18 protein-coding genes, 2 tRNA genes and 2 pseudogenes are annotated in these 24,101 nt (G+C 72.7%); 6 read left to right on the top strand and 16 right to left on the bottom strand.

The window, feature by feature from the left end:
* Positions 1 to 124 precede the first annotated feature (124 nt).
* Entirely contained in the window at positions 125 to 1,702 is a 1,578-nt protein-coding gene (locus P3T34_RS13990; RefSeq protein WP_280666362.1) for a Na+/H+ antiporter, read from the top strand.
* A gap of 159 nt (positions 1,703 to 1,861) precedes the next feature.
* Positions 1,862 to 3,523 (top strand): glucose-6-phosphate isomerase, encoded by a 1,662-nt coding sequence (gene pgi / locus P3T34_RS13985; RefSeq protein ID WP_280666361.1) that lies wholly within the window; start codon positions 1,862 to 1,864, stop codon positions 3,521 to 3,523.
* 98 nt (positions 3,524 to 3,621) lie between these two features.
* Here pgi and P3T34_RS13980 read toward each other — a convergent pair.
* The 8 genes from P3T34_RS13980 to P3T34_RS13945 form a co-directional block, all read right to left on the bottom strand.
* Positions 3,622 to 3,695 (bottom strand) — tRNA-Lys (locus P3T34_RS13980).
* A 94-nt stretch (positions 3,696 to 3,789) separates the two neighbouring features.
* On the bottom strand, positions 3,790 to 4,449 hold the full coding sequence (locus P3T34_RS13975; RefSeq protein ID WP_280666360.1) for a bifunctional DNA primase/polymerase: 660 nt from the start codon (positions 4,447 to 4,449) through the stop codon (positions 3,790 to 3,792).
* A gap of 60 nt (positions 4,450 to 4,509) precedes the next feature.
* Entirely contained in the window at positions 4,510 to 4,857 is a 348-nt protein-coding gene (locus P3T34_RS13970) for a hypothetical protein (RefSeq protein ID WP_280666359.1), read from the bottom strand.
* Positions 4,858 to 5,002: 145 nt separating this feature from the next.
* Entirely contained in the window at positions 5,003 to 5,998 is a 996-nt protein-coding gene (locus P3T34_RS13965) for a CHAP domain-containing protein (protein WP_280666358.1), read from the bottom strand.
* 158 nt (positions 5,999 to 6,156) lie between these two features.
* A complete protein-coding gene (locus P3T34_RS13960) occupies positions 6,157 to 6,717 on the bottom strand; it encodes an MgtC/SapB family protein (RefSeq protein WP_280666357.1) in 561 nt (186 codons plus the stop codon).
* Positions 6,718 to 6,772: 55 nt separating this feature from the next.
* Positions 6,773 to 8,149 carry an AAA family ATPase gene (locus P3T34_RS13955; protein WP_280666356.1) on the bottom strand — a complete coding sequence of 459 codons (1,377 nt, stop codon included), beginning with the start codon at positions 8,147 to 8,149 and terminating at the stop codon, positions 6,773 to 6,775.
* Positions 8,146 to 9,747 carry a hypothetical protein gene (locus P3T34_RS13950; protein WP_280666355.1) on the bottom strand — a complete coding sequence of 534 codons (1,602 nt, stop codon included), beginning with the start codon at positions 9,745 to 9,747 and terminating at the stop codon, positions 8,146 to 8,148. Before P3T34_RS13950 ends, P3T34_RS13955 begins: the two co-directional genes overlap by 4 nt.
* Entirely contained in the window at positions 9,744 to 10,970 is a 1,227-nt protein-coding gene (locus tag P3T34_RS13945) for a hypothetical protein (protein ID WP_280666354.1), read from the bottom strand. The genes P3T34_RS13950 and P3T34_RS13945 overlap by 4 nt, the downstream gene beginning before the upstream one ends.
* Positions 10,971 to 11,098: 128 nt before the next feature.
* On the opposite strand from P3T34_RS13945, the gene P3T34_RS13940 reads away from it, so the two are divergent.
* Positions 11,099 to 11,746: a histidine phosphatase family protein gene (locus P3T34_RS13940; protein ID WP_280666353.1), complete on the top strand. Its 648-nt coding sequence runs from the start codon at positions 11,099 to 11,101 to the stop codon at positions 11,744 to 11,746.
* Here P3T34_RS13940 and P3T34_RS13935 read toward each other — a convergent pair.
* A complete protein-coding gene (locus P3T34_RS13935) occupies positions 11,743 to 13,104 on the bottom strand; it encodes a tetratricopeptide repeat protein (RefSeq protein ID WP_280666352.1) in 1,362 nt (453 codons plus the stop codon). The two genes, P3T34_RS13940 and P3T34_RS13935, sit on opposite strands and share 4 nt — an antisense overlap.
* A 367-nt stretch (positions 13,105 to 13,471) precedes the next feature.
* On the opposite strand from P3T34_RS13935, the gene P3T34_RS13930 reads away from it, so the two are divergent.
* Positions 13,472 to 13,915 carry a hypothetical protein gene (locus P3T34_RS13930; protein WP_280666351.1) on the top strand — a complete coding sequence of 148 codons (444 nt, stop codon included), beginning with the start codon at positions 13,472 to 13,474 and terminating at the stop codon, positions 13,913 to 13,915.
* Between the two features lie 72 nt (positions 13,916 to 13,987).
* Positions 13,988 to 14,932: a fused MFS/spermidine synthase gene (locus tag P3T34_RS13925; RefSeq protein ID WP_280666350.1), complete on the top strand. Its 945-nt coding sequence runs from the start codon at positions 13,988 to 13,990 to the stop codon at positions 14,930 to 14,932.
* A gap of 36 nt (positions 14,933 to 14,968) precedes the next feature.
* On the opposite strand, the gene P3T34_RS13920 is transcribed toward P3T34_RS13925, so the two are convergent.
* From P3T34_RS13920 to P3T34_RS13895, 6 genes and pseudogenes are all read right to left on the bottom strand, one after another.
* Positions 14,969 to 15,823 (bottom strand): hypothetical protein, encoded by an 855-nt coding sequence (locus P3T34_RS13920; RefSeq protein WP_280666349.1) that lies wholly within the window; start codon positions 15,821 to 15,823, stop codon positions 14,969 to 14,971.
* A gap of 240 nt (positions 15,824 to 16,063) precedes the next feature.
* Positions 16,064 to 16,519, bottom strand: a complete 456-nt coding sequence (locus P3T34_RS13915) for a DUF4442 domain-containing protein (RefSeq protein ID WP_280666348.1) — start codon at positions 16,517 to 16,519, stop codon at positions 16,064 to 16,066.
* 127 nt (positions 16,520 to 16,646) lie between these two features.
* A tRNA-His gene (locus tag P3T34_RS13910) sits at positions 16,647 to 16,722 on the bottom strand.
* Positions 16,723 to 16,869: 147 nt separating this feature from the next.
* Positions 16,870 to 17,472, bottom strand: coding sequence for an oligoribonuclease (orn, locus tag P3T34_RS13905; protein ID WP_280666347.1), 603 nt, complete (start codon positions 17,470 to 17,472; stop codon positions 16,870 to 16,872).
* A gap of 953 nt (positions 17,473 to 18,425) precedes the next feature.
* A pseudogene (locus P3T34_RS13900) lies at positions 18,426 to 19,433 on the bottom strand (helix-turn-helix domain-containing protein); the annotation flags it as partial.
* Positions 19,434 to 20,442: 1,009 nt separating this feature from the next.
* Positions 20,443 to 21,312: an HAD family hydrolase gene (locus P3T34_RS13895; RefSeq protein WP_280666346.1), complete on the bottom strand. Its 870-nt coding sequence runs from the start codon at positions 21,310 to 21,312 to the stop codon at positions 20,443 to 20,445.
* Positions 21,313 to 22,221: 909 nt separating this feature from the next.
* On the opposite strand from P3T34_RS13895, the pseudogene P3T34_RS13890 reads away from it, so the two are divergent.
* Positions 22,222 to 22,656 (top strand): annotated as a pseudogene (locus P3T34_RS13890) (universal stress protein); the annotation flags it as partial.
* Positions 22,657 to 22,835: 179 nt separating this feature from the next.
* Here P3T34_RS13890 and P3T34_RS13885 read toward each other — a convergent pair.
* Positions 22,836 to 24,017 carry an acyl-CoA dehydrogenase family protein gene (locus P3T34_RS13885; protein WP_280672080.1) on the bottom strand — a complete coding sequence of 394 codons (1,182 nt, stop codon included), beginning with the start codon at positions 24,015 to 24,017 and terminating at the stop codon, positions 22,836 to 22,838.
* Positions 24,018 to 24,101 lie beyond the last annotated feature (84 nt).

The following is a 24,101-nucleotide window of genomic DNA, read 5'->3' as shown; positions in this document are numbered from 1 at the left end:
ACATTACCTGGTCAGCGGCGGGAAACTCCAATCGGCCGACGGCCCGGGCGGTCCGGCGCGTCCGATCGGTGGCCGTTCTTGTCATGCCTATGCTGACGTCGAGCCCGACGGAGAGGAACCACGCGTGGGTCAGCTGTCGCTGTTCTTCCTGGTGCTGCTGGCCTCGGTGGTGACCATGCCGCTGGCCCGCCGGACCGGGGTCCCGCAACCGGTGCTGATGACCCTGCTGGGGCTGGCGATGGCGGTGGTCCCGTGGATCCCCGACATCTCGGTGGAGCCGGACCTGATCCTTCCGCTGGTGCTGCCGCCGTTGATCTTCGCGGTCGCCCGGCGTGCCTCCTTGCACTACTTCCGGGCGAATCTGCGCTCGATCCTGCTGCTCGCGGTGGCGCTGGTGGTCATCACCACCACGCTGGTCGCGGTGGCCTTCCACGCGATCGCGCCGGCCACCCCGATCGCGGCTGCTGTCGCGCTCGGCGCGCTGGTCTCGCCGCCCGATCCGGTGGCGGCCGTGGCGGTGGCGGGCAGCGTGGGGCTGCCCCGGCGGCTGGTCGCCGTGCTGGAGAGCGAGGGGCTCTTCAATGATGTGACGGCGATCGTGATCTACTCGCTGGCCGTCGACGCGGTGGTCAGCGGGGACTTCTCCATCCCGCACGCGCTGCTGCGCTTCGTGCTCTCCGCGGTGCTCGCGGTGGTGGTCGGCATCGCGCTGGGCTGGCTGAACGCCCGGCTCGCCGGGCTCCTGGAGGACCCGACCCAGCAGGTCGCCCTCAACCTGCTGGTCCCGTTCGCCGCCTACACGCTGGCCGAGGAGATCGAGGGCTCGGGCGTCCTGGCGGTGGTGGTCTGCGGGCTCTACCTGGCCGATCGCGCCGCGGACGCCGACGACGTCGGCTACCGGCTGGTCGGCGCCGCCTTCTGGGAGATCGTCGAGATCCTGATCACCGGGGTCGCCTTCGGCCTGATCGGCCTGGAACTGGCCACCGTGCTCAAGGACACCGGCGCGGGCTGGCGCGACATGATCGGGGACGCCGCCGTGGTGATCGCCGTCGTGGTGGTGGTCCGGCTGATCTGGCTGCTGCCGGCCGCCTGGATCTCCAAGCGGCTGAGCCGCGGCGAGGACGACATCCCGATCAGCTGGCGGGAGACCGTGGTGCTCTGGTGGTCGGGCATGCGCGGGGTGGCGACGGTCGCGCTGGCGCTGGCCGTCCCGCTCACCACGCACCGCGCCGCGGTCTTCCCCGGCCGCGGCCGGATCGTCTTCATCGCCTTCTGCGTCGTCCTGTTCACCCTGCTGGTGCAGGGGCTCTCGCTGCCCTGGCTGGTGAAGCAGCTCGGCATCGACGCCCGGCTCGACCTGCGCGAGCAGCAGGAGCGGCGGCTCTGGTGGCGGGCGGCCAGGGCCGGCCTGGACCGGCTCGCCGAACTGGAGGAGGAGGACCGGCTGCCGATCGAGGTGGTGGAGAAGCTGCGCGCGCGCCAGCACGACCGGCTGGCCAGGCTCTGCCCCGAGCAGTACGAGGAGGAGGAAGCTGCCGAGGCCCGCGAACGGGTCGCCCAGCTGCGCCGGCTGCGCGAGGTGGAGCAGGAGCTGCTGGCCGCCTCGCGCCGCGAGATGCTGGCGGTCCGGGCCGAGCCGGGCACCGACCCCGAGCTCGTCGACCAGGTGCTGCGCAGCCTGGACCTGCGCTCGCATCGGTAGCACCCGAACCGACATCGCGGCGTCAGCTCGGGTTGGCACGACGGGCCCTGACTGTTCCGTAGGCTGGGAGCGGTCGACCCCGCCAAAAGCGTCGGTGTCCACCTGGGTCCGTCCCTCCGGACCGAGCACTGAACCCCAGACCTGTCGAGGAGAGAACCGATGCCGGAGAACCCCGCCAACGGCCGTACCCCCCTGGACCGCAGCCCGCAGTGGGCCGCTCTCGGGAAGCACCGGGCGGAGCTCGGCGAGCTGCACCTGCGTGAGCTGTTCGCCGCCGATCCGCAGCGCGGCAGCCGCCTCACCCTGCAGGTCGGTGACCTGCACCTGGACTACTCCAAGCAGTTGGTCACCGACGAGACGCTGGAGCTGCTGCGTCTCCTGGCCCAGGCGCGCGGCGTGGCCGAGCTGCGGGACGCGATGTTCCGCGGCGAGAAGATCAACATCACCGAGGACCGCGCCGTCCTGCACACCGCCCTGCGCGCCCCGCGCGGTGCGGTGGTCGAGGTGGACGGCGAGAACGTGGTGCCGGCCGTCCACGCGGTGCTGGACAAGATGGCCGCCTTCGCCGACCGGGTGCGCAGCGGCGAGTGGAAGGGCCACACCGGCAAGCGGATCAAGACGGTCGTCAACATCGGCATCGGCGGCTCGGACCTCGGCCCCGCAATGGCCTACGAGGCTCTGCGCGCCTTCTCCGCCCGCGAGTTGGACTTCCGCTTCGTCTCCAACGTGGACGGCGCCGACCTGCACGAGGCGGTCCGCGGCCTGGACGCGGCCGAGACGCTGTTCATCGTCGCCTCCAAGACCTTCACCACCATCGAGACCATCACCAACGCCACCTCGGCGCGCGACTGGCTGCTCACCGAACTGCGCGCCGACAGCGCCGCGGTGGCCAAGCACTTCGTCGCGCTGTCGACCAACGCCGAGGGCGTCGCCGACTTCGGCATCGACGTGGCGAACATGTTCGAGTTCTGGGACTGGGTGGGCGGCCGCTACTCCTACGACTCGGCGATCGGCCTCTCGCTGATGATCGCGATCGGCCCGGAGCGCTTCCAGGAGATGCTGGCCGGCTTCCACCTGGTCGACGAGCACTTCCGGACGGCCCCGCCCGAGCAGAACGTGCCGCTGCTGCTCGGCCTGCTCGGCGTCTGGTACGGCGCGTTCTTCGACGCCCAGTCGCACGCGGTGCTGCCGTACTCGCACTACCTCTCGAAGTTCACCGCCTACCTGCAGCAGCTGGACATGGAGTCCAACGGCAAGTCGGTCCAGCGCGACGGCACCCCGGTCGACTGGCAGACCGGCCCGGTGGTCTGGGGCACCCCCGGCACCAACGGCCAGCACGCCTACTACCAGCTGCTGCACCAGGGCACCAAGGTCATCCCGGCGGACCTGATCGGCTTCGCCAAGCCGGTCGAGGACCTGCTGCCGGGCCTGAAGGTGCAGCACGACCTGCTGATGGCCAACTTCTTCGCCCAGGCGCAGGCCCTCGCGTTCGGCAAGACGGCCGAGGAGGTGCGGGCCGAGGGCGTGCCGGAGTTCCAGGTCCCGCACCGCACCTTCCGGGGCAACCACCCGACCTCGGTGATCCTGGCCTCCGAGCTGACGCCCTCGGTGCTCGGCCAGCTGATCGCGCTGTACGAGCACAAGGTGTTCGTGCAGGGGGCGATCTGGAACATCGACTCCTTCGACCAGTGGGGCGTCGAGCTGGGCAAGGTGCTGGCCAAGCGGATCGAGCCGGTGCTGCTGACCGGCGAGGGCGCGGACCACCTGGACAGCTCCAGTGCCGCGCTGGTGGCCCGCTACCGCGAGCTGCGCGGCCGCTGACCGTCAGGGGGGCGCTGCTCCGGCGGCGCCCCCGCTCTGCCGCTCTCTGTGGAAACGCCGAAGGCCCCTCGCTTGCGCGAGGGGCCTTCGGTTGTCTGTGCGCCGCCAGGGACTCGAACCCCGGACCCGCTGATTAAGAGTCAGCTGCTCTAACCAACTGAGCTAGCGGCGCCTGCTGACAGAGCAGACTCTAGCAGCGGGCCGATCCGGAGCCAAAATCGAATACCGCCAGGCGGGAGTCGACGGGGGAGCGGCCCGGGGCAGTCTCAGCTGCCGGGGCCGGGGAGCGGGCGCAGCCGGCTGGGCTCGTGCTGCCGCGGCCGGGCCGCGGGCGCCGGGTCGGACTCGGCGGCCCCGCCGCGGGCGGCGCGTACGCACGCCCAGAGCAGCACGGCCGCGCCGGGCAGCCACGGCTCCCGGGTGTCCGGCGCCACGATCCAGCGCCCGACCCCCGCGCCCGCCGGGTCGACGGGGTCAGCCGAGCGCTGCACGGGTGGTACGGTCACGGCGTCGCCGAGCCCGTGGCAGAGCAGCGGCGGCACGTCCCGGGCCCACTCCTCCCAGGCCAGCAGGGTGCGCAGCCGGGGCGCGGCCCCCGGCTGGACCAGCAGCAGGGTGCGACCCCGGTAGGAGGCCACCGGCCCGCAGCCCGGGCCCGAGGCCCACAGCTCGTCGAGCACCTTGCGGCCGAACAGCGCCGGCATGCTGATCACGTCGAAGACGCGGCCGCAGGGCAGCACGGTCGGGGCCCACGGGCGCGCCTCCCACAGGGCGCGCATGCTGCGCGGGTACTCGCTCGCCGAGGCCAGCCAGGTCTCGCCCGCCACCGTCAGGTACTCCACGGATTGAAATGTCCAGATGTCCACGCCCAGCAGCGTCCTCCGGTCGGACAGCTGGACGCAGCGGAAATGCTGTTCGCCGGACATGGCACGCCTGGGCGGCGTAGGCTTTCCGGCCGCATATGCCAACGGACCGCGAGCAGGTGCTCAGCTCTCGCCCGCGCGGCGCTGTCCCTGCAGGCTGCGGCCGTATTCGACCATCTTGGCCGCGTAGTCCGGCGTCCAGTCGACGCGGGCGGCGATCTCGGCGGGGGAGAGCGCGTCGAAGCGGTGCGGGTCGGCCAGCTGGGCCGCCGCTATCGCCTGGAAGTCGGTGGCCCGGTCGGCGGCGACCCGGAAGGCGAGTGCCAACTCCGTGGATCGGCGCAGCAGTTCCGCCGGGTCCTCGATGCTCTCCAGCTGGAAGAACCGTTCGGGTTCGGCCACCAGGGCATCGGGCTCGAAGAGCAGCGGAGCCGGACGCAGTCGGCGCGGCGGGTCTTGGCGATCGGGCATGCGGGAACACCTTCGGTACGAGGAGCGGAACTCGGCCGTCGTCCATTCTCTCAAGCGGGCACCCTCGGGGGGAACGGTGCACGGCGGCCAGTACCGGTGATCCCCGCCGGGGGCGTGCGCCCCCGCCGGGGATCACCGTGCGGGATCAGCCGCAATGGCTCCAGTCGCTGGTCCAGGACGTGCCCTGGTAGCTGCCGCCCCACTGGACGCAGGCGGTGGGCGCCGCCAGGGTCACCGGCCCCGCGTAGTAGGTGAAGCTCCCCGGATTGCTCGCCGAGGACCCGCCCTGGACGCTGAGCGTCGCGTTCAGGGACACCGGGCCGGTCGGGGCGTTCACCATGGTCGCCACGCAGTTCTGCTGGGTGGCGGCGTCGTAGAGCAGGTAGACCTCAGCGCCGCCACCCAGGCTGTGCGCGTCGATCACGCCGAAGCCGCTGCCGCAGACCGCGCCCGGGGTGTAGGGGTTGCTGCTCACGACCACCGGCGTGGTGTAGCCCACGATGTAGTAGCCGTCGGCCGGGTCGACCGTGCTGGGCGCGTCCCCGACGGCCTTCTCGCTCGCCGCGATGGTCAGCGAGACCACGCTGGAGCTCACCGCATAGGTCGCCATCGGGACGTTGTCACCCGGTGTGCCGTTCCAGTCGCCGTTGGCCGTCGTGATCGAGCCGTCCGGGTTCACCGCCGTGACCAGGCCCACGTGGTGGATCGCGGAGTCCTTGGTGCTGGCGTACTCGACCGCGTCACCGGGCTGCGGGCTGTACGAAGTCGCGGTGTGCTGGGTGCCGTTGCGCTGTCCGTAGGTCTGGAAGCTCGCGGAGTCGGCACTCAGTCCCGTGGTCGAGAACCCCGCGTTCTGCCACACCCACTGGGCGAAGTCCGCGCACCAGTACTCGGGCCCGCCCGAGTACCCGCCGCTGCAGCTGGTCTCGAACTGCGAGCCGCCCAGGCTGTTGGCGGTCGGGGTGTTGGCGCAGCTGCCGGCGGTCTTGGACACGTTGGCGGCGGCCAGGGCGGCCGCGGCGGCGCCGGTGGGGGCCGAAGCCGCCGCGGCGCTGGGAAGGTTGACGAAGGTCGGCAGGGCGAGGGCCAGCAGCATGGCCGCGGCGGCGGATATTCGGCGGACGAGCAGGGCTGGCTTCACGGGTCTCCTCGGTAGGTCGGGGCTGCACGGCAGCACGTCAATGACCTTGCCAGAAGAGGGAGGTGACGTCACTGCTGCACCTTCTGCAACAGGCTGCCTGGCAGCAAGCGGACAGCCCCGCCGACCCGGAGCCCGGCCGGCCCACCCCGTCGACCGGCTCAGACTCGCGACCGGTCCGCCTCCTCGCTGGACCTGGCGGCGTCCAGCAGGTCCTCGTCCGCGGGGTCGAGCCGGGTGGGGGAGCCGGGGGCGCTGGGGGTGGGCTCCCCTTCGCAGTGGTCGTCCTCGGCGAAGTCGCGCGCCCAGCGGCGGCCGTCGAGCAGCCGCAGCCCCGGGATGTGCCGGATCTCCAGGGTCAGCAGCGCCAGCCCCGTACCGATGGCGGCGAGCAGCAGCAGGCCCTGGCCGGCCGCGGCGCCGACGGCGGCGGCCGCGAAGATCGTGGCGGCCGTGGTGATGCCGCGCACCACGTCCCCGGTCGCCCGGGTCTCGCGGAACACCAGCCCGCCGCCGATGAAGCCGACGCCGGTGATCACCCCGGTCAGCACGTTGGGCGCGCCGTGCTGCGCCAGCGCCGCGACGACGGCCGCGCCCACCCCGATCAGCGAGAAGGTCCGATCGCCGGCGGCCGCGCCGCGCAGACTGCGCTCGAAGCCAAGGGCGTAGGTCAGCGCGAAGGCGACCAGCAGGTGTCCGGCCATCGGGAGCTCGTGGTTCATGTCGACATTGAACAGCAGCCGCACCGAGCCACCGACCGCGGGAGGCCGCCGGCGGCTACAACCGCACGCGGTGCTCGCCGAGGTGCTGCAGCACCGCGTGGTTCGCCTCCCAGCCGTCCGGGAACTTCACCGTCACCCCCAGCTGCACCGGTTCGGTGGACGGGTGCTCGTCCAGCAGGGCGGCGATGCCGGCCCGGGCGACCACGATGCAGGCGTGCCGGTGCCGGGAGGCCAGTACGCAGAGCCGGCCGGTCTCCAGGTGGAAGGCGGTCGCGTCCGGGCGGCCGGAGAGCGGGTGCAGCACCACCGTGACGTCGTACTCGCGCCCCTGCAAGCGGTTCGCGGTGTCGACGGTGACGGCGGGGCCCGCGGTGGTGTCCACCGGGATGCCCAGCGCGGCGAGCGCCGCGCGGACGGCGGCGGCCTGGTCCCGGTGGGCCGTGCCGACCGCGATCCGATCCGGGGTGAGCGGGCTGCCGCCCTGCTCGGAGCGGGTGTCCAGGCCGCGCTCCAGCAGCCGGCAGACCACCGCGGCGACGGCTGCCACCGCCTGCGGGTCGGTCCGCACGGTGTGCCGGGCGGGCAGCTCCAGCAGCGCCCAGCCATGCTCGGCGGCCTCGTCGATCGCCGCGTCCAGCGCGGAGCCGTCCGGCCGGCCGCGCGGGATCAGCAGCCGGTCACCCGGACCGGTGCCGGAGCGGAACGGCGTGTAGGGGTAGAACGCCGCCGAGATCAGCGGCGCGGCCGAGGCCGGCAGCCGCCAGGAGACCGGCAGCCGGTGCGGCACGATCGCCGGGTTGTGCGCCAGCAGGGTCACCACCGCGCTGCTCGACGGGTCGTAGCTGAGCCCCGCCCACTGCTCGGTGCCGACCACCGTGAACGGGTCCAACTGGCCCGGGTCGCCGACGAAGAGCGCCCGCTCGAAGAGCCGGGCGACGGCCAGCAGCGCGTCCGAGCGCATCTGGTACGCCTCGTCGACGATCGCGTGCCGCCACGGGTCGACGTCCTTGACCCACTGCCACTTGGCCGCGGTGGAGATCACCACATCCTGCTCCAGCAGGTCGGCGGCCTTGCTGGAGGCGGTCACGTTCGGGTGCCGCAGCGCCTGCGGGGCGGGCCGGGCGTCGCTGCTGTGCAGCCGGCCGATGCCCAGGTCGGGGGCCTTGGCCGCCAACCGGTCGACCAGGTCGTCGACCTGGCTGTTGGTCTGCGCGACGATCATCAACCGCTCGCCGGCGCCCACCAGTTCGCGTGCTGCCTTGACCACCAGGGTCGACTTCCCAGCGCCGGGCGGGGAGTCCACCACCACACCGCGCGGAGCGCGCGGCGACGGGCGCACGGTGGCGTCCAGGATCGCGGCCACCGCGGCATCGGCCGCCGCGCCGGGACCGAGGCCGTGCGGTGCTTGAAGAGGGCTCACAGTGCTGGTCATTCCCACTCTTCGGCAGAGGTAGGCGAATCCTGGACGTCGGTCGGGGGACCACCGTGCGTCCACGGGGTGTCGTCGGGCTCGGGCAGCGGGGCGGACTGACGGGCCGTCAACTCGAAGAGCGTGAAGGTGACCTGCTCTCCCACGGCGGGCAGCGAGCCGGGCTCGGGCTCCTTCTTGCGGCCCATCCCCGAGGTGATCCGGACGGTGATCAGGCCCGCCTCGGGCTCGACCGCCGTGATCACCGCCTTCTGGGCGGCCTGCCCGGTGGGCCGGTGCACCTCGCGGCCGAGGTCGGCGTGCGGGTGGTCGCCGGTGCGCACGGTCAGCAGCGGGCGGGGCTTGGGGGAGCGGCCCGAGGTGTCCCAGTCGGGCACCAGCTCGGTCACCACGCCGCTGAACGCCTCGCCGGACAGCCGCCGTTCGGCCATGGCGAGCGGGTCGTCCAGGGCCTCCTGGACGTCGGTGCGCACCTGCTCGCGCTCGCGCTGGGCGAGCTTGCGGGCGGCGGTGACGGCGTCGTCCCGGCGGGGCTGCGGCGGCTCGCCGGCGCTCACCCGGTCGCGGTGGCCGGTGAAGGACCAACGGTCGCTCTCCCAGCGCTCGGGCAGGTGCGCGGCCGGCGGCAGCGTGCGCAGCAGGTCAACGCCGCGCCACACGTCGTGCCAGGTGGGCAGCAGGACGCCGGTCAGCAGGGTGCGCAGCTGCGCCACCGCCCGGTCGATGGCGGCCTGCGCGCTCTGGGCGCGCGGGCTCTGCGGACCGTCCTCGTCCTGTGCGTGGCGCAGCGCGGCGAGGGCGGCGTCGTAGCGGGCGATCGCCGGGGCGAGCAGCTTCTCGTCGAAGCGCGGATCGGTGGTCGGCCCGGCGGGCGGGTGCAGCAGCTGCCCGCGCTCGTCCCTGGCGCTCTCCACCAGCCGGGCGGCCTCGGCGCCCGGCGGCCCGTCCGGCCCCCGGTGCCAGGCGAGTTGGGCACCCAGGTGCTGGTCCTCCAGGTGGCTCTGGCCGGTCGCCCAGTGCCGCGAGAGCAGACTGGTCATCGCCAGCAGCAGGCTGGAGCCCGGCACCGCGGCGCGGTCCGTGAGGTGGGTCAACCAGCGCCCGAGCAATGGCACTTGGGCCGGAGCCGGGTACTGCCCCGGGTCGGGGTCCTCGGCGGTGCGGCGGAACCTGGTGGCCCGGCCGAGCAGTGCCAGGTGCTGCACCGCTCCGGGGTTCGGCACGATCAGCTGCGGTGCGTCGGTGCACAGTTCGCGGACGGTCGGGGTCTTCTCGCCGGTCTGCGGGTCCTTCTCGGAGCCCTCGATCTGCTCCACCGCGGCGGCGTACGACTCCAGATAAGGGAGCAGGTCGGCCGCGACATCGGCCAGGAAGGCGTAGCGGCGGCCGCGGTTGAGCGGCTGCGGCACGATGTGCAGCTGCGGCGCCTGCCGGTCGGTGCCGAGCAGGACGGCCAGCGGCGCGCCGTCCTCGGCGGCGGCCGCGAGCGGGACCAGGACGAGCGGCCGCTCGGACAGGTGCCGGTGGCGGACGGTGGCCAGCGGCTCGGCGCGGCCGCTGCGCACCGCCTCCAGCCGGGCCAGGGTGGAGAGCAGGCTCATCCGGCCACCGTGCCGACCGCGCCCAGGGCTTCGGCTCGCAGCGCCGCGGCGTAGGCGAGCCGGGCCGCTGCCTCGTCGTGCGCCGCCTCGCCGTCTGTCGCCTCGTCCTCCGCCGCCTTGCCGGGTGCGGGCTCGCCGTCCGCCGCCTTGCTGCCGTGTGCCGCGGCCAGCGCCGCGCCGACCGTGCGGAGGCTGCCCAGCTCGCCGCGCACCCCGCGGCCCAGCTGCTCCACCGCGTCCGAGCAGCGCGCCTGCGAGCGGCAGTGGAAGCCCAACTCGCAGGCGGACAGGCACTCCGGGCTGTACGCCGCCGGAACCGACTCCACCGCTGCCGCCAACTCGCCGACCGGGCGCGTCGGTTGACCGGCCGGATCCGGCCCGAGGTCGAAGCTGGTGCCTGGCGGCAGTGCGTCGAGCAGCTCGTCGATCCGGGTCAGCCGGGCCAACTGCCGCCGAGTGGTCGCCAGTTCACGGCGGATGTCGATCAGCTGGGCGGTCGGGCGGTTGCCGAAGTCCTTCGGGCAGACCAGCAGCACGGTCAGCTCGGGACTGCCTGGCAACTGCGGGGCGGCGTAAGGGCCGTGCTCGGCCGAGTGGCCCGCGGCCTCCTGCAGCGCGAGCACGTACACCGCGGCCTGCCGGGCGGCCGCGCCGACCTTGGCCGGGTCGGCCGATCCGTCGAGCACCGGGAAGGACTTGATCTCGACCACCGTGCAGCGCCCGTCGCGCACCACCACCGCGTCCGGCTCCAGGTAGGCCGGACTGCCGGCCACGGTCAGCCGCAGCATCGGGTGGTCGAGCAGCGTCCAGGACGCCGGCTCGGCCACCGCCTCGGCGAGCGCCTGCGCGGTGCGGGCCGCGCGCACGGCGGGGCCCGAGCGCGGCAGCAGGTCGGGCACCAGCAGCGGGGAGTCCTCCTCGGCCGGCAGGCCGAGCCGCCGGCGCAGCGGCGCCAGGAGGGCTGCGCAGCCGTCGGCCTTCAGCCGGGCCTCGAAGGCGTTGCCGCGGGCGATCGCGAACGGCGAGCGGCCGAACGGTGCCGGCTGGCCGAGCCGGTCGGCCAGCGCGGTCTTGTCCACCCCGGCGGCGTCGAGCAGCGCTCGGCGGTGGCAGCCGGGGTTGGCCGCCAGAGCGGCCAGGGCACGGGCATCGAGGCCGCGCTGCTCGGCCCCGCCGCGCAGCACGGCCAGTCGTCGGGCCGGCTCGGTCTGTGTGACGTTCATGGTGCTCGCCAGTGTTGCACCCGGGTCGGACAATCGGCACCGAACCGTCCCAGTAAGGGCGTCCGGGCCGAATGGGGGATCATGGGAGGGAGCCGACCGACCATGCCAAGGCACCCAGGAGTCGCCCGATGCCCGCACGTCTGATCCTCGTCCGCCACGGCGAGACCGCCTGGTCCGCGAGCGGCCAGCACACCGGCCGCACCGACATCCCGCTCACCGACGAAGGCCGCGCGATGGCCCGCGCGCTCGGCGCCCGGCTGCAGGCCGCGCCCTGGAACGGCCTGCCCGGCGCCCTGGTGCTCACCAGCCCGCTCTCCCGCGCCAAGGAGACCTGCGAGCTGGCCGGCTTCGGCGACCGCGCCATCGAGCGGCCCGAACTGATGGAGTGGGACTACGGCGCCTACGAGGGCCGCACCGGTACGGAGATCCGGGAGACCGACAAGTCCGACTGGCTGATCTGGCGCGACGGGGTGCCCGGCGGCGAGAAGCTCTCCGAGGTGGCCGCGCGGGTGGACAGCCTGCTCGCCGACATCAACGAGGAGCACGGCACCCCGCACCCCGAGACCACCACCATGCACTGCGCCGACCGCGACGTGATGGTCTTCGCCCACGGCCACCTGCTGCGCGTACTGGCCTCCCGCTGGCTCGGCCAGGCACCCGAGTTCGCCCAGCGCCTCAAACTGGGCACGGCCGCACTCTCGGTGCTCTCCTGGGAGTACGGACTGCCCGCGGTGGAGGTCTGGAACGACCTCAGCCACCTGGACACCCTGAGCTAGGCCACCAGCGCAGCGTCGTAGCCGGCCAGGAAGACCCGCACCTCGCTGACCGACGCGTGCTCGCGCAGCCTCACCGCGGTGCCGGCCAGCATGCCGCGGATCCGGGCCGACCGGACGCCGTTGAGCAGGCCGACCGCGGCCGAGCCGTACTCGGCGGCTCCGGCCAGGTCGCCGCGGCCGAGCCGGTCGTGCGCCAACTCGGCGGTGTAGAGCGCGCGGTTGCGGACGAAGTGCGGTTCCTGCAGCGCCATGGCCAGCCCCGCCTGCTCGCTGGCCCGGTCCCACTCGCCCAGCGAGGACCAGCACTGCGCCTCCAGGCCGGCGAGCTCGGCCTCGCCGTAGAAGGACATCCACTCCGGGTCGGCCTCGCAGTCGCCGCGCTCGAAGAGGACGCGGGCGCGGACCAGGGCGCGCTCGAAGGCGGGGCGGTCCTGGAGCACCGCCCAGGCGCCGGCCTCGCGCATCGCGAGCAGCGAGAGCAGGCGGTCGGAGTCCAGCCGGCGGGCCGCGCTCTGGCCGGCCTGGGCGGCTCGCAGCGCCTCGCGGGGCCGGCCGGCGTCCCGGGCCAGGAAGGCGCTGTTGCAGAAGACGTGCGCCTCCAGCGCGGTGTCGTCGGCCATCCGGGCGGTGGCCAGCGCCTCGGCGTAGAACGAGCGGGCGTCCGCCAGCCGGTTCGAGTCGTGCGCCAGCCAGCCGACCGAGATGGCCAGCTCGCCGGCCGTGGACTGCAGGCGGCGCTCGGTGCCGGGCGAGTAGTCGCCCTCGTTGAGCAGCAGGTAGGCCCTGCGCAGCGACTCCCCGGCCTGCTCGAACAGGGTGTCGGCGCCGTGCAGGTCGTCGGCCAACCGGATGTCCCGGACAGCCTGCTCGACGACCCGGACGTCGGCCGAGCCGACTTTTCCGGCGCCCGCGCCGCGCTGGCGTGGGAAGACGGGGTAGCCGGTCGCGGCTCGGGCCGGCGTGTCGAGACCGAGCACGGCGGCCAGGGCGGTGGGACCGCCGTTCAGGAACGTACGGCGACGCACGTCGTCGTTCTCCTCGTCGAGGTGGTGCGGCTCGGGCGGCGCGGGACGTCGGCTGGGCGGCTGCCGCCGGACGGCCGTCCGGGGCACGAAGCCGAGGTCCTCCAGCGACCGGTCCGGCCACATGTGGCGGAATACCCGCTCGTAGGCGTAGTTGGGGCAGCGGATCTCGCCGGCCTCCACCCGCCCGACGTACCGGGCGTCGCAGGACACGTGCTCGCCGATACCCCGGGCGGCCCGGCGGATCGCCATGGCGAACTCCGCGGGGGAGAGGTTGCCGCGTAGCTCGCGCATGGCGGCGTTGGGGGTCGGCGCGGCGGGGGCGGTGGCTGCCATGGTGCGCTCCGAGGTGGTGCGGGGCGGTGCCTGGTGATGCGGGAGTTGCTTGATGCGGGCTCGACAGTACCGGCTGTCATGAGGGGCTCACAGTGAGTTCGCCGGAAAATAGGGGATATTTGCCGCCAAATCCGACATCTCCATGGCTTTCTGCCATGAAATGCCATGGCTTGCTGTAAGACGCCCCGTGGCCATCTGTGCTTCTGCGCCGTTGTGTTGACAACGGAGTATCGGGCAGCGTCCGAAGCTCCGGTCACTTTCATAGCACCAGTTCATTTGTCTCACTGACGCACCCTCAGATTGCCTGAGCAAGTCGAGGGGCGGGCAGCGGGAAAGGGAACACGAGGGAAACAGGAGGGCTCGCATCATGGCCACCTCAACGCCGCCGTTCCGCAGTCCGGTCCCCGGGGGTGCGCCGGGGGGCCTCCTCGGGGGCGCCGTGCACGAGGCCCCGCTCTCGCCGCCCGCCGCCCAGGGCATCCCGCCGACGTGCGACACCGTCACGGTCCCCCTGCGGCACGGGCTGGAGACGGTGGACATCCTGCGGCTGCGCAGGGCCTGCGGGTCGGCGCTGCAGGGTGCCGGGGCGACCGTCAGCTTCCTGGTGCCGGCCGGCACCGCCGAGCGCTGGCACCTGCCCGGCACCTCCTGTACGGCCGGCGCCGCGATGCTGCCGGCCACCGATCCACGCTGGCTGGTGCCTCCCGCCGGAGCTGGCTGCGCGCCGGCCGCCACGGACCCGTGGGTGCTGCGGTCGGTCCTCTGCGAGGCCGCCTGCACCCTGACCGCAGGCGGCCTCGGCCCGTTCTGAGCCCGGCCCGGTCCTCGCGCCCACGGCCGCCACCTGCGCGTTCTCCCGTTCCCCCGGGGGATACTTCGCTCCATGGGACGAGACCGACGAGCCTCCCGCGGGCCGCGCAGCACCAGCACCGACGACGCTTCCGCCGCTCCTGGCAGCGGCGACACCACGGCCGCCGGCCCGGTCGGCGGCGTCCGTACCCGCCGCACCGACACCGGCCTCGCCGAGCTCGTCCCCGACCGTGATCGGCCGCAGGCCTGGTCACTGCTGCTCGACGGCGCTCCGCAGTCACATGTCGATCTGGCCGATCCCACCCGTCTCGACTTCGAGTACCAGCGCCGCCTGGGCCATGTCGCGGATCTCGCCGGACCGCCCGGCAAGCCGATCCGCGCCCTCCACCTCGGTGGCGGCGCGCTCACACTCGCCCGCTACGTCGCCGCCACTCGCCCGCGCTCGCGCCAGCAGGTGGCCGAGCTGGACGCCGCGCTGACGGAGTGGGTCCGCGCCGAACTCCCCTTGCAGCAGGGCTGGCAGATCAAGGTCCGCGGCGCCGACGCCCGCGCGGTGCTCGACCGTGCCCCCGAGGGGGCGGCGGAGCTGGTCATCGCGGACGTCTTCTCCGGCGCCAGGGTCCCCGCGCACTGCACGACCGCGGAGTTCGCCACCCTGGCCGCCCGCGCGCTCGCCCCCGGCGGGCTCTACGCCGTCAACATCGCGGACGGCGGCGCGCTGCCCTTCGCCCGGTCCCAGGTGGCCACACTGCTGTCGGTCTTCCCCGAGGTGCTGCTGATTGCCGATCCGGCCGTGCTGCGCGGCAAGCGGTTCGGCAACCTGATCCTGGTGGCCGGACAGGAGCCGCTGCCGGTGGCTGAGTTGACCCGCCGAACGGCCTCGGACGCGGCGCTCGGCCGAGTCGAGTCCGGGCGCGCGCTGGCCGACTTCACGGGTGGCGCGGCGGTGGCCACGGATGCCGTCGCGGCGCCCTCGCCCACCCCGCCGGCCGGCGTCTTCCGCACTGCCGGGAGGTGAGTCGGGCGGTGAGTCGGGAGGTGAGGGTGCGGCCGGTCAGTGTCCGCGCGGGAGGCCGCGGTGCTTGTACATCGCCGCTCCGGTCAGCAGCAGGCCCGCCGCGATCGGGATGAGGACGGCGTACTCCGAGCCGGTCGCGGCGAGCGGGCCGGAGGCCGTGGTGTGCCGGGGCGCCGCCGGCTGGGTGCCGTCCAGGGCGGCGGGCGTCCCTGCTCCGTCGCCGTCGGTGCTGCCGGCGACGTCCGCGCCGAGCCCGCCCGCCCGCACCCTCGGCAGGCCGGTGCGCGCGCTGTCCCGGAAGGCGGCGAGCTCGGCCGTCCGCGCCGCGACCACCGCAGCTGACACCGCGTCGGCCGCGCTCACCGGACGTACGGCGACCCCGGCCGGCTGCCCTGGCTGCTGGTCCGCTCCGCTCCAGCCGTCGCCGGCCAGGTCACCCGTCCGCGCGGCGGGGATGGTGTTCGCGCCGGTGCGGCCCGCCAAGCCGCCCGAACCGGTGGACAGTTCAGGGCGTCCGCCGTCGGAGCCGGCGGACGGCGGACGCCCCTGCCCCTGCGGGGGTACGGCGGGCAGCAGGACGGCGGCGATGGCGAAGGCGTCCGGTACGGCCGTCGCCTGCCCGGGCAGCGGGAGCCCGCCGCCCCGGATCTGGCTGTGCAGCAACTGGTCCACGGTGCCGTCCGACCCGCCTGTGCCGCCGTTTGTGCCTGTGCCTGTGCTGCCGCTGCTTCCGCCCGCCGAGCCGGACGCCTCGCCCGGGCCGGCGGCCGCGGGCCGGGTCGCCGGCGACTCAGCCGGTCGCAGCGCGATCGCCCGGTCGAGCGGGACGGCCGCGTCCACCGAGCGAACGGTGTCGACGATCGGCTCGTCGGCGGCGTAGGCACTGCTCACGCCCAGTCCGAGTCCCCAGACGTGAGCCAGAACCGCCCCGCCGGCGGCCAGGGTTCGGGGCCGCGGGCGGGGCAGCCGACCGGCTGCCGGAGAGGCCTGGGTCGGGCCCGGGGCGACAGCTTGCGGTTCCCACGCTTGATTGGCTCGCACGTGAGGGGAGAACGAGCCGAAGCCCCTCAAGGTCACGCCGGTGCGAAGCCGGCGCAGGTCCTGGAGGGGCGGTTTTCGGCCTTTGTACGATCAGGAGTTGGGGCGGAGCGTCCAGAGCACCGTCATGATCCCGGTGACCGCGCCGTCCTCACGGGTGATCTCCACGGTGACCGGGAACTCCGGGCGCTGGCCCGCGTCCAGCTCCGCGATGATGTCGGCGGCCGGACGGTCCAGCACCGCGGTCGCGGTGACGACGCCCTTCGCCAGCTTCTTGTAGGCGATCTCCGCCTTGACCGCGAGCGGAACGGCCCGCGAGAGCAGGTCGCTGAAGGCCGCGAGCACGATGCAGCCGCTGGCCGACTCGGCCAGCGTGAACATCGCGCCGGCGTGCGGTCCGCCCACGTGGTTGTGGTACTCCGGCTGGTCGGGGAGCTGCAGCACGGCGCGCTCGGGGGTCGTCTCCAGGTAGACGAGCTTGAGGGTGCGGGCCATCGGGACGGTGGCGTCCAGCAGCTGGCCGATCGTGGGTGTGGTCATGCGAGACATGTTACTTGCCGGTAGCTTATTCGGGCAGGGGGGTGCCCCAAGAAGTCTGCTGGGGGAGGGTGGAGGCGGCGCAGGGGCCGGAAACGACTTGAGGGTCTGATCTCCAGGAGATCAGACCCTCAAGCGATGGGGTGAGTAACGGGACTCGAACCCGCGGCCACCTGGACCACAACCAGGTGCTCTACCAACTGAGCTATACCCACCATCTGTCCGGGGCGTTCCCGCTCCGACAGAAAGAACTCTACAGGATCCGGGCGAGTGCTCGCGCCAGGGTTTCGGCCTGAGAGGGAGTGGCCGTGGTCACGTCCGGGACCACGGCGCACGACCGCGCACGACCGCGCACGGGCCGGTCAGGCCGAGGGGAGCTGGTGCTTGGCGGCGATGGCCCGCGCGGTCTCGGTGTCCGGCCCTGGGGCCGGGACGAACACCGCCTCGCGGTAGTAGCGCAGTTCGGCGATGCTCTCGCGGATATCCGCCAACGCCCGGTGGCTGCCGCCCTTCTGGGGGCTGTTGTAGTAGGCCCGCGGATACCAGCGGCGGGCCAGTTCCTTGATCGAGGAGACGTCCACGATCCGGTAGTGCAGGTGCTTCTCCAGGGACGGCATGTCACGGGAGAGGAATCCGCGGTCGGTGGCGACGGAGTTGCCGCACAGCGGGGTCTTGCCGGGTTCCGGGGCGTACTCCCGGATGTAATCGAGCACCAGCTTCTCGGCCTCGGCCAGCGTGACCCCGCCGGCGAGCTCGGTGAGCAGGCCGGAGGAGGTGTGCATGGTGCGCACCACCTCCGGCATCGTCACCAGGGCCTCGTCCGGCGGGCGGATCACGATGTCCACACCCTCGCCGAGGATGTTGAGCTCGGAGTCGGTAACCAGCGCGGCGACCTCGATCAGGGCATCCCGATCGAGGTCCAGGCCGGTCATTTCACAGTCGATCCACACCAAACGGTCATTCACACCCGTCACCCTACGGCGCGATCCCGCGATGCGGGCAGCGGGAGGTCGTCGGCGGCCTCCCGAGGTGCGTTCGGGTGAGGCCCGGGGCGGTCGGCCTCGGGTGCCGGAGCACCTGACGTCGAGTCGACGGCCGGCACCTGTCCGGCCGTCAGCCGACCACCCGTCGTCGCCCCGTCTGTTGCCGGCCCGTCCGCTGCCGGCCTGTCCGCGGCCGACCCGCCCATGCCCGGCCCGTCTCCTGCCGACCCGTGACCTGATACCCGCCCGGAGTCGGCCCCGGCCTCGCCGCGCTGAGGCACTGCCACGTCACCCGACCGCGTCCCGCCCTGCCGATCCGCAGTCAACCGATCCGCAGCCAGCCGCTCTGCGCTAAGTCGGTCTGCGGTAAGTCGGCCCGCAGCCGGTCGATCCGTCCCAGGACGGGGCGGCGGGCTGCCGGCCGGCGCCAGGCGCCCGTCCGACGACGGACCGCCGCCGAGACTGCTCGCCGCCTCGGGAGACGGACGCTCCGCCCGAGCGCCAGGGCTCTTGCCCCGGGCGCTCGGCTGGGAGTGGCCGTCCTCCGCGACGGCGTGCTCCACCGGCCGGGCCGGGCCGCGGCGGGTGGCCGGGCCGGGCTGCGGCGGCACAAGGGGCCGGATGCGGTTCTTGGCCGACGTGGGCAGGGCCGGCTGAGCGGGGGCGGGCCTGCCCACGCCCGACTGCCCGGGCTGCCCCGGTGAGCCGTACTGGCCCACCGACCCCTGCCCGTGCCCCTGCGTACCCGACTGCCCCTGATACCCGCCCTGCGCGGTGCCCGCAGCACCTGAGGCCGGACCGGAGGTCGTCGGCCCGCCGCCGGGACCCGCCGCGCCCGGACCGGCGTACGGCGATGCCGCAGCCCCTGCGGGCACGCCGAGCGGCCGTTCCGCCGACCCGCCCTGAGCGGGCACGCCGACGTTCGGGATCGGTCCGGGGCGCCGGGCGCGATAGCTCGTCCGGTAGGCAGCCGGCGAGACCCCCAGCTGCCGCCGGAAGTGACCGCGCAGCGCCACCGGCGAGCGGAACCCGCAGCGTCGCGCCACGTCGTCGACCGAGAGCTCCGAGGTCTCCAGCAGCCGCTGGGCCTGGAGCACCCGCTGGGTGATCAGCCACTGCAGCGGCGCGCTGCCGGTGAGCGTGCGGAACCGTCGGTCGAAGGTCCGCCGACTCATGTACGCGCGTGCTGCCAGGACCTCCACGTCGAACTGCTGGTTGAGGTTCTCCAGTGCCCAGGTGACGACCTCGGCCAGCGGGTCGTTCCCGATCTCTTCAGGTAAAGACTGATCGATGTACTGGGCCTGCCCGCCGCCGCTGCGACGGTTGGGCACCACCAGGCGCCGGGCCAGCGCATTGGCGGCCTCGGCTCCATGGTCGCTGCGCACCACGTGCAGGCAGAGGTCGATGCCCGCTGCGGTCCCGGCGGAGGTGAGGACATCGCCGTCGTCCACGAAGAGCTCGCGCGGGTCGACATGCACCCGGGGGTAGCGCTTGGCGAGCGTGGGCGCGTACATCCAGTGGGTGGTGGCGGGCCGTCCGTCCAGCAGGCCCGCGGCCGCCAGGACGAACGCTCCGGTGCAGAGGCCGATGATGCGGGCACCCTCGTGGTGCGCCTTGCGCAGTGCGGCGATGGCCTCAGCGGGCGGCGGCTGCGAGATCGACCGCCAGGCCGGGACGACGATGGTGCCGGCCCGGGCCAGCGCCTCCAGGCCGAACGGTGCGGTGAGCGTCATGCCGCCGGTGGTGGTGAGAGGGCCGTCCTCGCCCGCGCAGACCAGCAGCCGATAGCGCGGGACGCCGGCGTCCTGGCGGTCCACACCGAAGACCGAGAGCGGGATCGAGCTCTCGAAGATGGGTGCGCCACTGAAGATCAACACGGCGACGGTCTCCCGTCGGCGCCGACCGGAGAGCTTGCGGGGAGCGGATCCGCTCGATGTCGCGATGCCGGCGCCGCCGGAGTTGGCGCCGCTGACGGTGTGTCCGCTGCCGCTGAGGGTTCCGACGCCGCCGGCAGGCGCCCCGGAACCGAGCGACGCACTGGGGCTGCCGGGGCCGCCGGGGTGCGCGGGAGTCGTGTGTGCGGAGGGGTAGGCCGCCGCGCCGCGCTGGCCCTGAGCCACGGCTTCCTGAGGGACCGTCCGCTCGAAGGCGCTACCGGCCGGTGCTCCGGCCGCGGGCCCGGCGCCCGGGCCTGCGCCGTACCCGAGGGTGGACGCGAGATGGGAACGGAGGGGCAGCGCCTGCGGTGCGAGCGGGGCGGTACTTCTCGGGACGTGGCCCGTGCGACCGGCGGGGGAGTGGCCGCCGTCAGGACCTGTCTCGCTCCTGCTCACCCTGTTCAAGGCGCTCAAGCCCCCTCGGTGGTGTGGTGTGGTGGTGCGGCGCTGCTCACAAGATCGAATCTACTGGGTGGACCGTTGCGTTGTGACAAGTTCACCATCCGACGCTATGTCGACATGGCAATTTGGCGTGATGCATTCGATCACGAAGCGTGGCACCCGTCGACCCCCCTGGGAAGGGGGCAATCGGATCGGTGGCTGGTTGCCGCACCGTGGATGCTCGAGTCTCGAGGACGGTTGTCCTCGTCCGACGTTCTGGACTGCGGTTATGTCCAACCGCTGCTGGCCGACTTGAAATTGACTGAAAATCGGTGTTGCGGAGAAGGGGCGCGCAGTGTTCGCGCGCGCCGGGGGCGTGTTGACCTTAGCGCCCTCAGCGGGTCGGCGGAGGGCGATGACGGAGCTTCAGGTGGCGAGGGAGACGGCCGCGATGGGTCGGTGACGGGGGGATCGGGCCCGACCGGCCAGGCTCTGACGGGAAGTCGGCGCACGCGCCCGGGCTGACGCACCATGAGAGCCTGGCCGGCTCGAACAGGCCAACGGCGGTACTGCCTGATTCCGCTTTCTCCCACCCTCCTGTTCCCGGTTGCAGGAGAGCGGCGGACGGAGTCGGTCAGCCGACCGCGACAGGTGTGGCGGTAGCGGCCGGGCCAGTCCACGGCGTACTCGGCGTACCGAGCGGTGCGGACGGTGCGGACGGTGCGCTGAACGGGCCCAGCGGTGCCGCTCCCCGTGCGGCCGCGGTACGCCCGGCCGGCGGCGTCCGTCGCGCTTCGTTGCTGTCCGGTCCGAGCGCCTGGTGATCGGTGGGCTCCTGTGCGCTGCTCGCCGCCAGGATCATGCGCACTGCCTCCGGGACGTCGCGGGCGCTCAGGGTCGGCCGGTAGCCCAGCTCCGGCCAGGGGCGGCCGTGGTGCAGCCATACGTTCCGGATCCCGGCGGCTGCGGCACCGGCGATGTCGGCGGGGGCGTGGTCGCCGACCATCCAGGTTTGTGCCGTCCAGTCGGTCGACAGTGAGATCCCGCAGCGCTGGGCCGCGATCTCGAAGATCAGCGGGTCCGGCTTGGCGCAGCCCGCCTCCTCGGAGACCACCCACGCGTCGACCAGCGCGGCGAGTCCGGTGCGTCGGATCTTCTCCAGCTGGGGGCCGGTGCCCCCGTTGCTGACGATGGCCAGCATCCACCCGGCGGTCCGGGCCGAACTGAGCGCCTCGATGTGGGAACTCGGGCAGGCGATATGGGAGTTGATGCCTCGTCGATAGTGGGCGAGGAGGAATTCCATGGACAGGTCCAGGCCGTATCTGCGCTTTGCGGCGCCCAGCACCGTGCTGCGGGGTACGTATCCGCCGCCGTCGATGGTCGAGAGCCAGTCGACTTCGGTCGGCGGGAGCTTGTATTCGCTCAGGAAGCCCTTGGCCCAGGCCTGGAAAGCGGAATCGCGTGGGAGCAGGGTGTTGTCGAGATCGAGCAGCAGCAACGGCATGGCGTGCATGCTGCCAGCGGTGGGAGCCCGGAGGAAGCGCCGGACTGCGATCGGTGCGCAGGTGGGCCCGTCTGGTCGAAGCCCCGTGCTGTGTGCGCCGCGTGCGCCCGGTCGGTTGCGCCCTGTGCGCCCTGCTGGTCGTCTCGCTCCGCTCCGCTGCGGAGCTTGCTCACGGTCGGTATCCGATCCGTTCCATCGGCCTCTGATCAGCTGTATACCGTGTGTGGTCGGCCTGTTGCATCGGCAGGCTCCGTCAGGCAAGCTCCAGGGAACCTTGGGAAGCCGAGGGGACCGGTCCCGTCGGAGGGGGCGCGCGTCGGCAAGCTCGCGCCGCGGCCATTCGCGGGATCGTTGCCGTACTTGGCCTCAACGGCTGGGCGGCGTCCCCCGGTCGTCGTACGCTGAAAGGAACAGGTCACCGACGGTGCTGATCGGCCTCCACCGACTACGTGCCAATGACATGGCCTGCCGCCCCGGCAGCGCTGTCCCCGCTGCCCTCCCTGTCGGCCCATCTCACTCGAAGAGTCTCGATTCATGGCCGGTTTTGAGCCTCCCCGATCCGTCGGCTCGCCCAGTTCCCCCGAGGCGGCGGACTCCCGTGCGGAGCCCCCGGACTCCCGGATCGGACAGTCGCAGTCTTCGCCCAGCCAGTCTTCACCCAGCCAGTCTTCTCCCAGCGCGGGTGGTGGATCAGTCGTGGGCGGTGGATCAGTACGACGTGGTGGATTGGCACGGCTTGGTTGGCCGAAGCCTCGCCAGCGTCGCGAGGAATCCGTGAGCGCGCCGGCCGGTGGTCCGGACGGAGTGGACGGGTCCGGAGCGGTCGGCGGAGCCGGGATGAAATTTCGGCATGCGGCATCGGCAGCCGCCCGTGACGGCCGGTCCTCGGAGCTCCAGCCCGAGGTTGTCCGGCCCTGTGACCCGGCCTTCCAGCACGGCGTGGTGGTCGGGTTCGACGGCTCGCTCTCCAGTGAGCGGGCCCTGGCCTACGCAGTCGGGATGGCGCGGCGCTCCAACTGCGGCCTGGTGATCGTTCATGTGGCCAACCGGCTTCCGGCGACCGTCTGGGCAGGGTGCGAACCGCCCGTTTTCGTGGATCTGCCGGATCACCGCACCGAGGTGCTGGGGCTTGAGTTGGCCTGTGCCGACTTCCTCGCCGGCGTCCCGTGGATTCTGGTCGAACGCGGCGGCGACATCTGCCACGAGATCGAGGAGGTCGGCAAGGAGTACGCGGCCGACGCGATCGTGGTGGGCACCACCCACGGACTGCTCGGCAAGATCTTCGGTTCGGTGTCGGGTCGGCTGGCCAGGCGTGCCAACCGCCCGGTGATCGTCATCCCCTGAAGGGTGTACGGCGCTTGACCCGTCTCCCCGCGCAGCACCACCCGTGCAATATCCAGGAGTCAAGGTGCGGTGCGGAGTTCGCCGCTGGGTTCGAGGCGGTACGGCCCGCCCGGGCCGGAGTCCGGGTGAGCCGTACCGCACGTTGATGACTGGTCAGTCATCGCTCGTGTCGGTCAGGGCTACATGCCCAAGTCGCGGGCGATGAGCATCCGCTGGACCTCGGAGGTGCCCTCTCCGATCTCCAGGATCTTCGAGTCGCGCCAGAAGCGGGCGACCGGGTACTCGTTCATGAAGCCGTACCCGCCGTGGATCTGGGTGGCTTCGCGGGCGTTGTCGACGGCCGCCTCGGAGGAGTAGAGCTTCGCGATGGCTGCCTCCCTCTTGAAGGGTTCGGCGAGCAGCAACCGGGAGGCTGCGTCCCGCCAGGCGAGGCGTGACATGTGGGCACGCGTCTCCATGTCGGCAATCTTGAACTGGATGACCTGGTTGGCCCCGATCGGCCGCCCGAAGGCGCGCCGGGTCGCGGCGTAGCTGAGGGACTGGTCGACGCAGCCCTGGGCCAGACCCGTGGACAGTGCTGCGATCGCGATGCGGCCCTCGTCGAGGATCCGCAGGAACTGGGCGTAACCCCGGCCCTGTTGGCCGAGGAGGTTGGCTTCGGGGACTCGGCAGTCGGTGAAGGACAGTTCACGGGTGTCGGATGCGTTCCACCCGACCTTGGAGTACTTCTTCGACACCTGGAACCCGGGGGTGCCGACAGGCACGATGATGGAGGAGATCTCCCGCTTTGACGAGGGCTCGGAGCCGCCTTCACTCGAACGAGCGGTCGGTTCGGTCAGTGCGGTGACGGTCACCAGGCCGGTGATGTCGGTGCCGGAGTTGGTGATGAAGCACTTCGTCCCGTTGATCACCCACTCCCGGGTGGCCTCGTCGAAGCGTGCCGTGGTGCGGGTGGCGCCCGCGTCCGAGCCGCCCTCCGGCTCGGTCAGGCCGAAGGCGCCCAGGATCTCGCCCGACGCGAGCCGGGGCAGCCACTCGCGCTTCTGCTCCTCCGTGCCGTAGCGGAAGATCGGCATGGCGCCAAGCGAGACGCCGGCCTCCAGGGTGATGGCCACCGACGAGTCGACGCGCGCGAGTTCCTCCAGCGCGAGGCAGAGCGCGAAGTAGTCCCCGCCCATGCCGCCGTACTCCTCGGGGAAGGGCAGGCCGAAGAGGCCCATCCGTCCCATCTCCTTGACGATCTCGTACGGGAACTCCTCGCGCTCGTAGTACTCGCCGATCGTCGGGGCGACCACATCGTTGGCGAACTCGGCGACCGTGCGCCGCAGTTCCTCGTACTCGGAATCAAGTCGGTGGTCGATCACGGTGATCCTCCAGGGGTTCGGCCGGTCGCCGGTGGGGCCGTACGGGCCGACGCGGGACGGGTCTGGGTGTGCCGGACCCGA

Source organism: Kitasatospora sp. MAP12-44 (assembly GCF_029892095.1).
GTDB lineage: Bacteria > Actinomycetota > Actinomycetes > Streptomycetales > Streptomycetaceae > Kitasatospora.
The sequence above is the reverse complement of the archived record's forward strand: the minus strand, read 5'-3'. Positions and strand labels throughout refer to the sequence as shown.

What these genes read in the sequence shown, in the direction of transcription:
- pgi (WP_280666361.1), top strand. Translation starts at nt 1,862, where the DNA reads ATGCCGGAGAACCCCGCCAACGGCCGTACCCCCCTGGACCGCAGCCCG.
- P3T34_RS13975 (WP_280666360.1), bottom strand. Translation starts at nt 4,449, where the DNA reads ATGTCCGGCGAACAGCATTTCCGCTGCGTCCAGCTGTCCGACCGGAGG.
- P3T34_RS13970 (WP_280666359.1), bottom strand. Translation starts at nt 4,857, where the DNA reads ATGCCCGATCGCCAAGACCCGCCGCGCCGACTGCGTCCGGCTCCGCTG.
- P3T34_RS13960 (WP_280666357.1), bottom strand. Translation starts at nt 6,717, where the DNA reads ATGAACCACGAGCTCCCGATGGCCGGACACCTGCTGGTCGCCTTCGCG.
- P3T34_RS13955 (WP_280666356.1), bottom strand. Translation starts at nt 8,149, where the DNA reads ATGACCAGCACTGTGAGCCCTCTTCAAGCACCGCACGGCCTCGGTCCC.
- P3T34_RS13950 (WP_280666355.1), bottom strand. Translation starts at nt 9,747, where the DNA reads ATGAGCCTGCTCTCCACCCTGGCCCGGCTGGAGGCGGTGCGCAGCGGC.
- P3T34_RS13945 (WP_280666354.1), bottom strand. Translation starts at nt 10,970, where the DNA reads ATGAACGTCACACAGACCGAGCCGGCCCGACGACTGGCCGTGCTGCGC.
- P3T34_RS13940 (WP_280666353.1), top strand. Translation starts at nt 11,099, where the DNA reads ATGCCCGCACGTCTGATCCTCGTCCGCCACGGCGAGACCGCCTGGTCC.
- P3T34_RS13935 (WP_280666352.1), bottom strand. Translation starts at nt 13,104, where the DNA reads ATGGCAGCCACCGCCCCCGCCGCGCCGACCCCCAACGCCGCCATGCGC.
- P3T34_RS13930 (WP_280666351.1), top strand. Translation starts at nt 13,472, where the DNA reads ATGGCCACCTCAACGCCGCCGTTCCGCAGTCCGGTCCCCGGGGGTGCG.
- P3T34_RS13925 (WP_280666350.1), top strand. Translation starts at nt 13,988, where the DNA reads ATGGGACGAGACCGACGAGCCTCCCGCGGGCCGCGCAGCACCAGCACC.
- P3T34_RS13915 (WP_280666348.1), bottom strand. Translation starts at nt 16,519, where the DNA reads ATGTCTCGCATGACCACACCCACGATCGGCCAGCTGCTGGACGCCACC.
- P3T34_RS13895 (WP_280666346.1), bottom strand. Translation starts at nt 21,312, where the DNA reads ATGCCGTTGCTGCTGCTCGATCTCGACAACACCCTGCTCCCACGCGAT.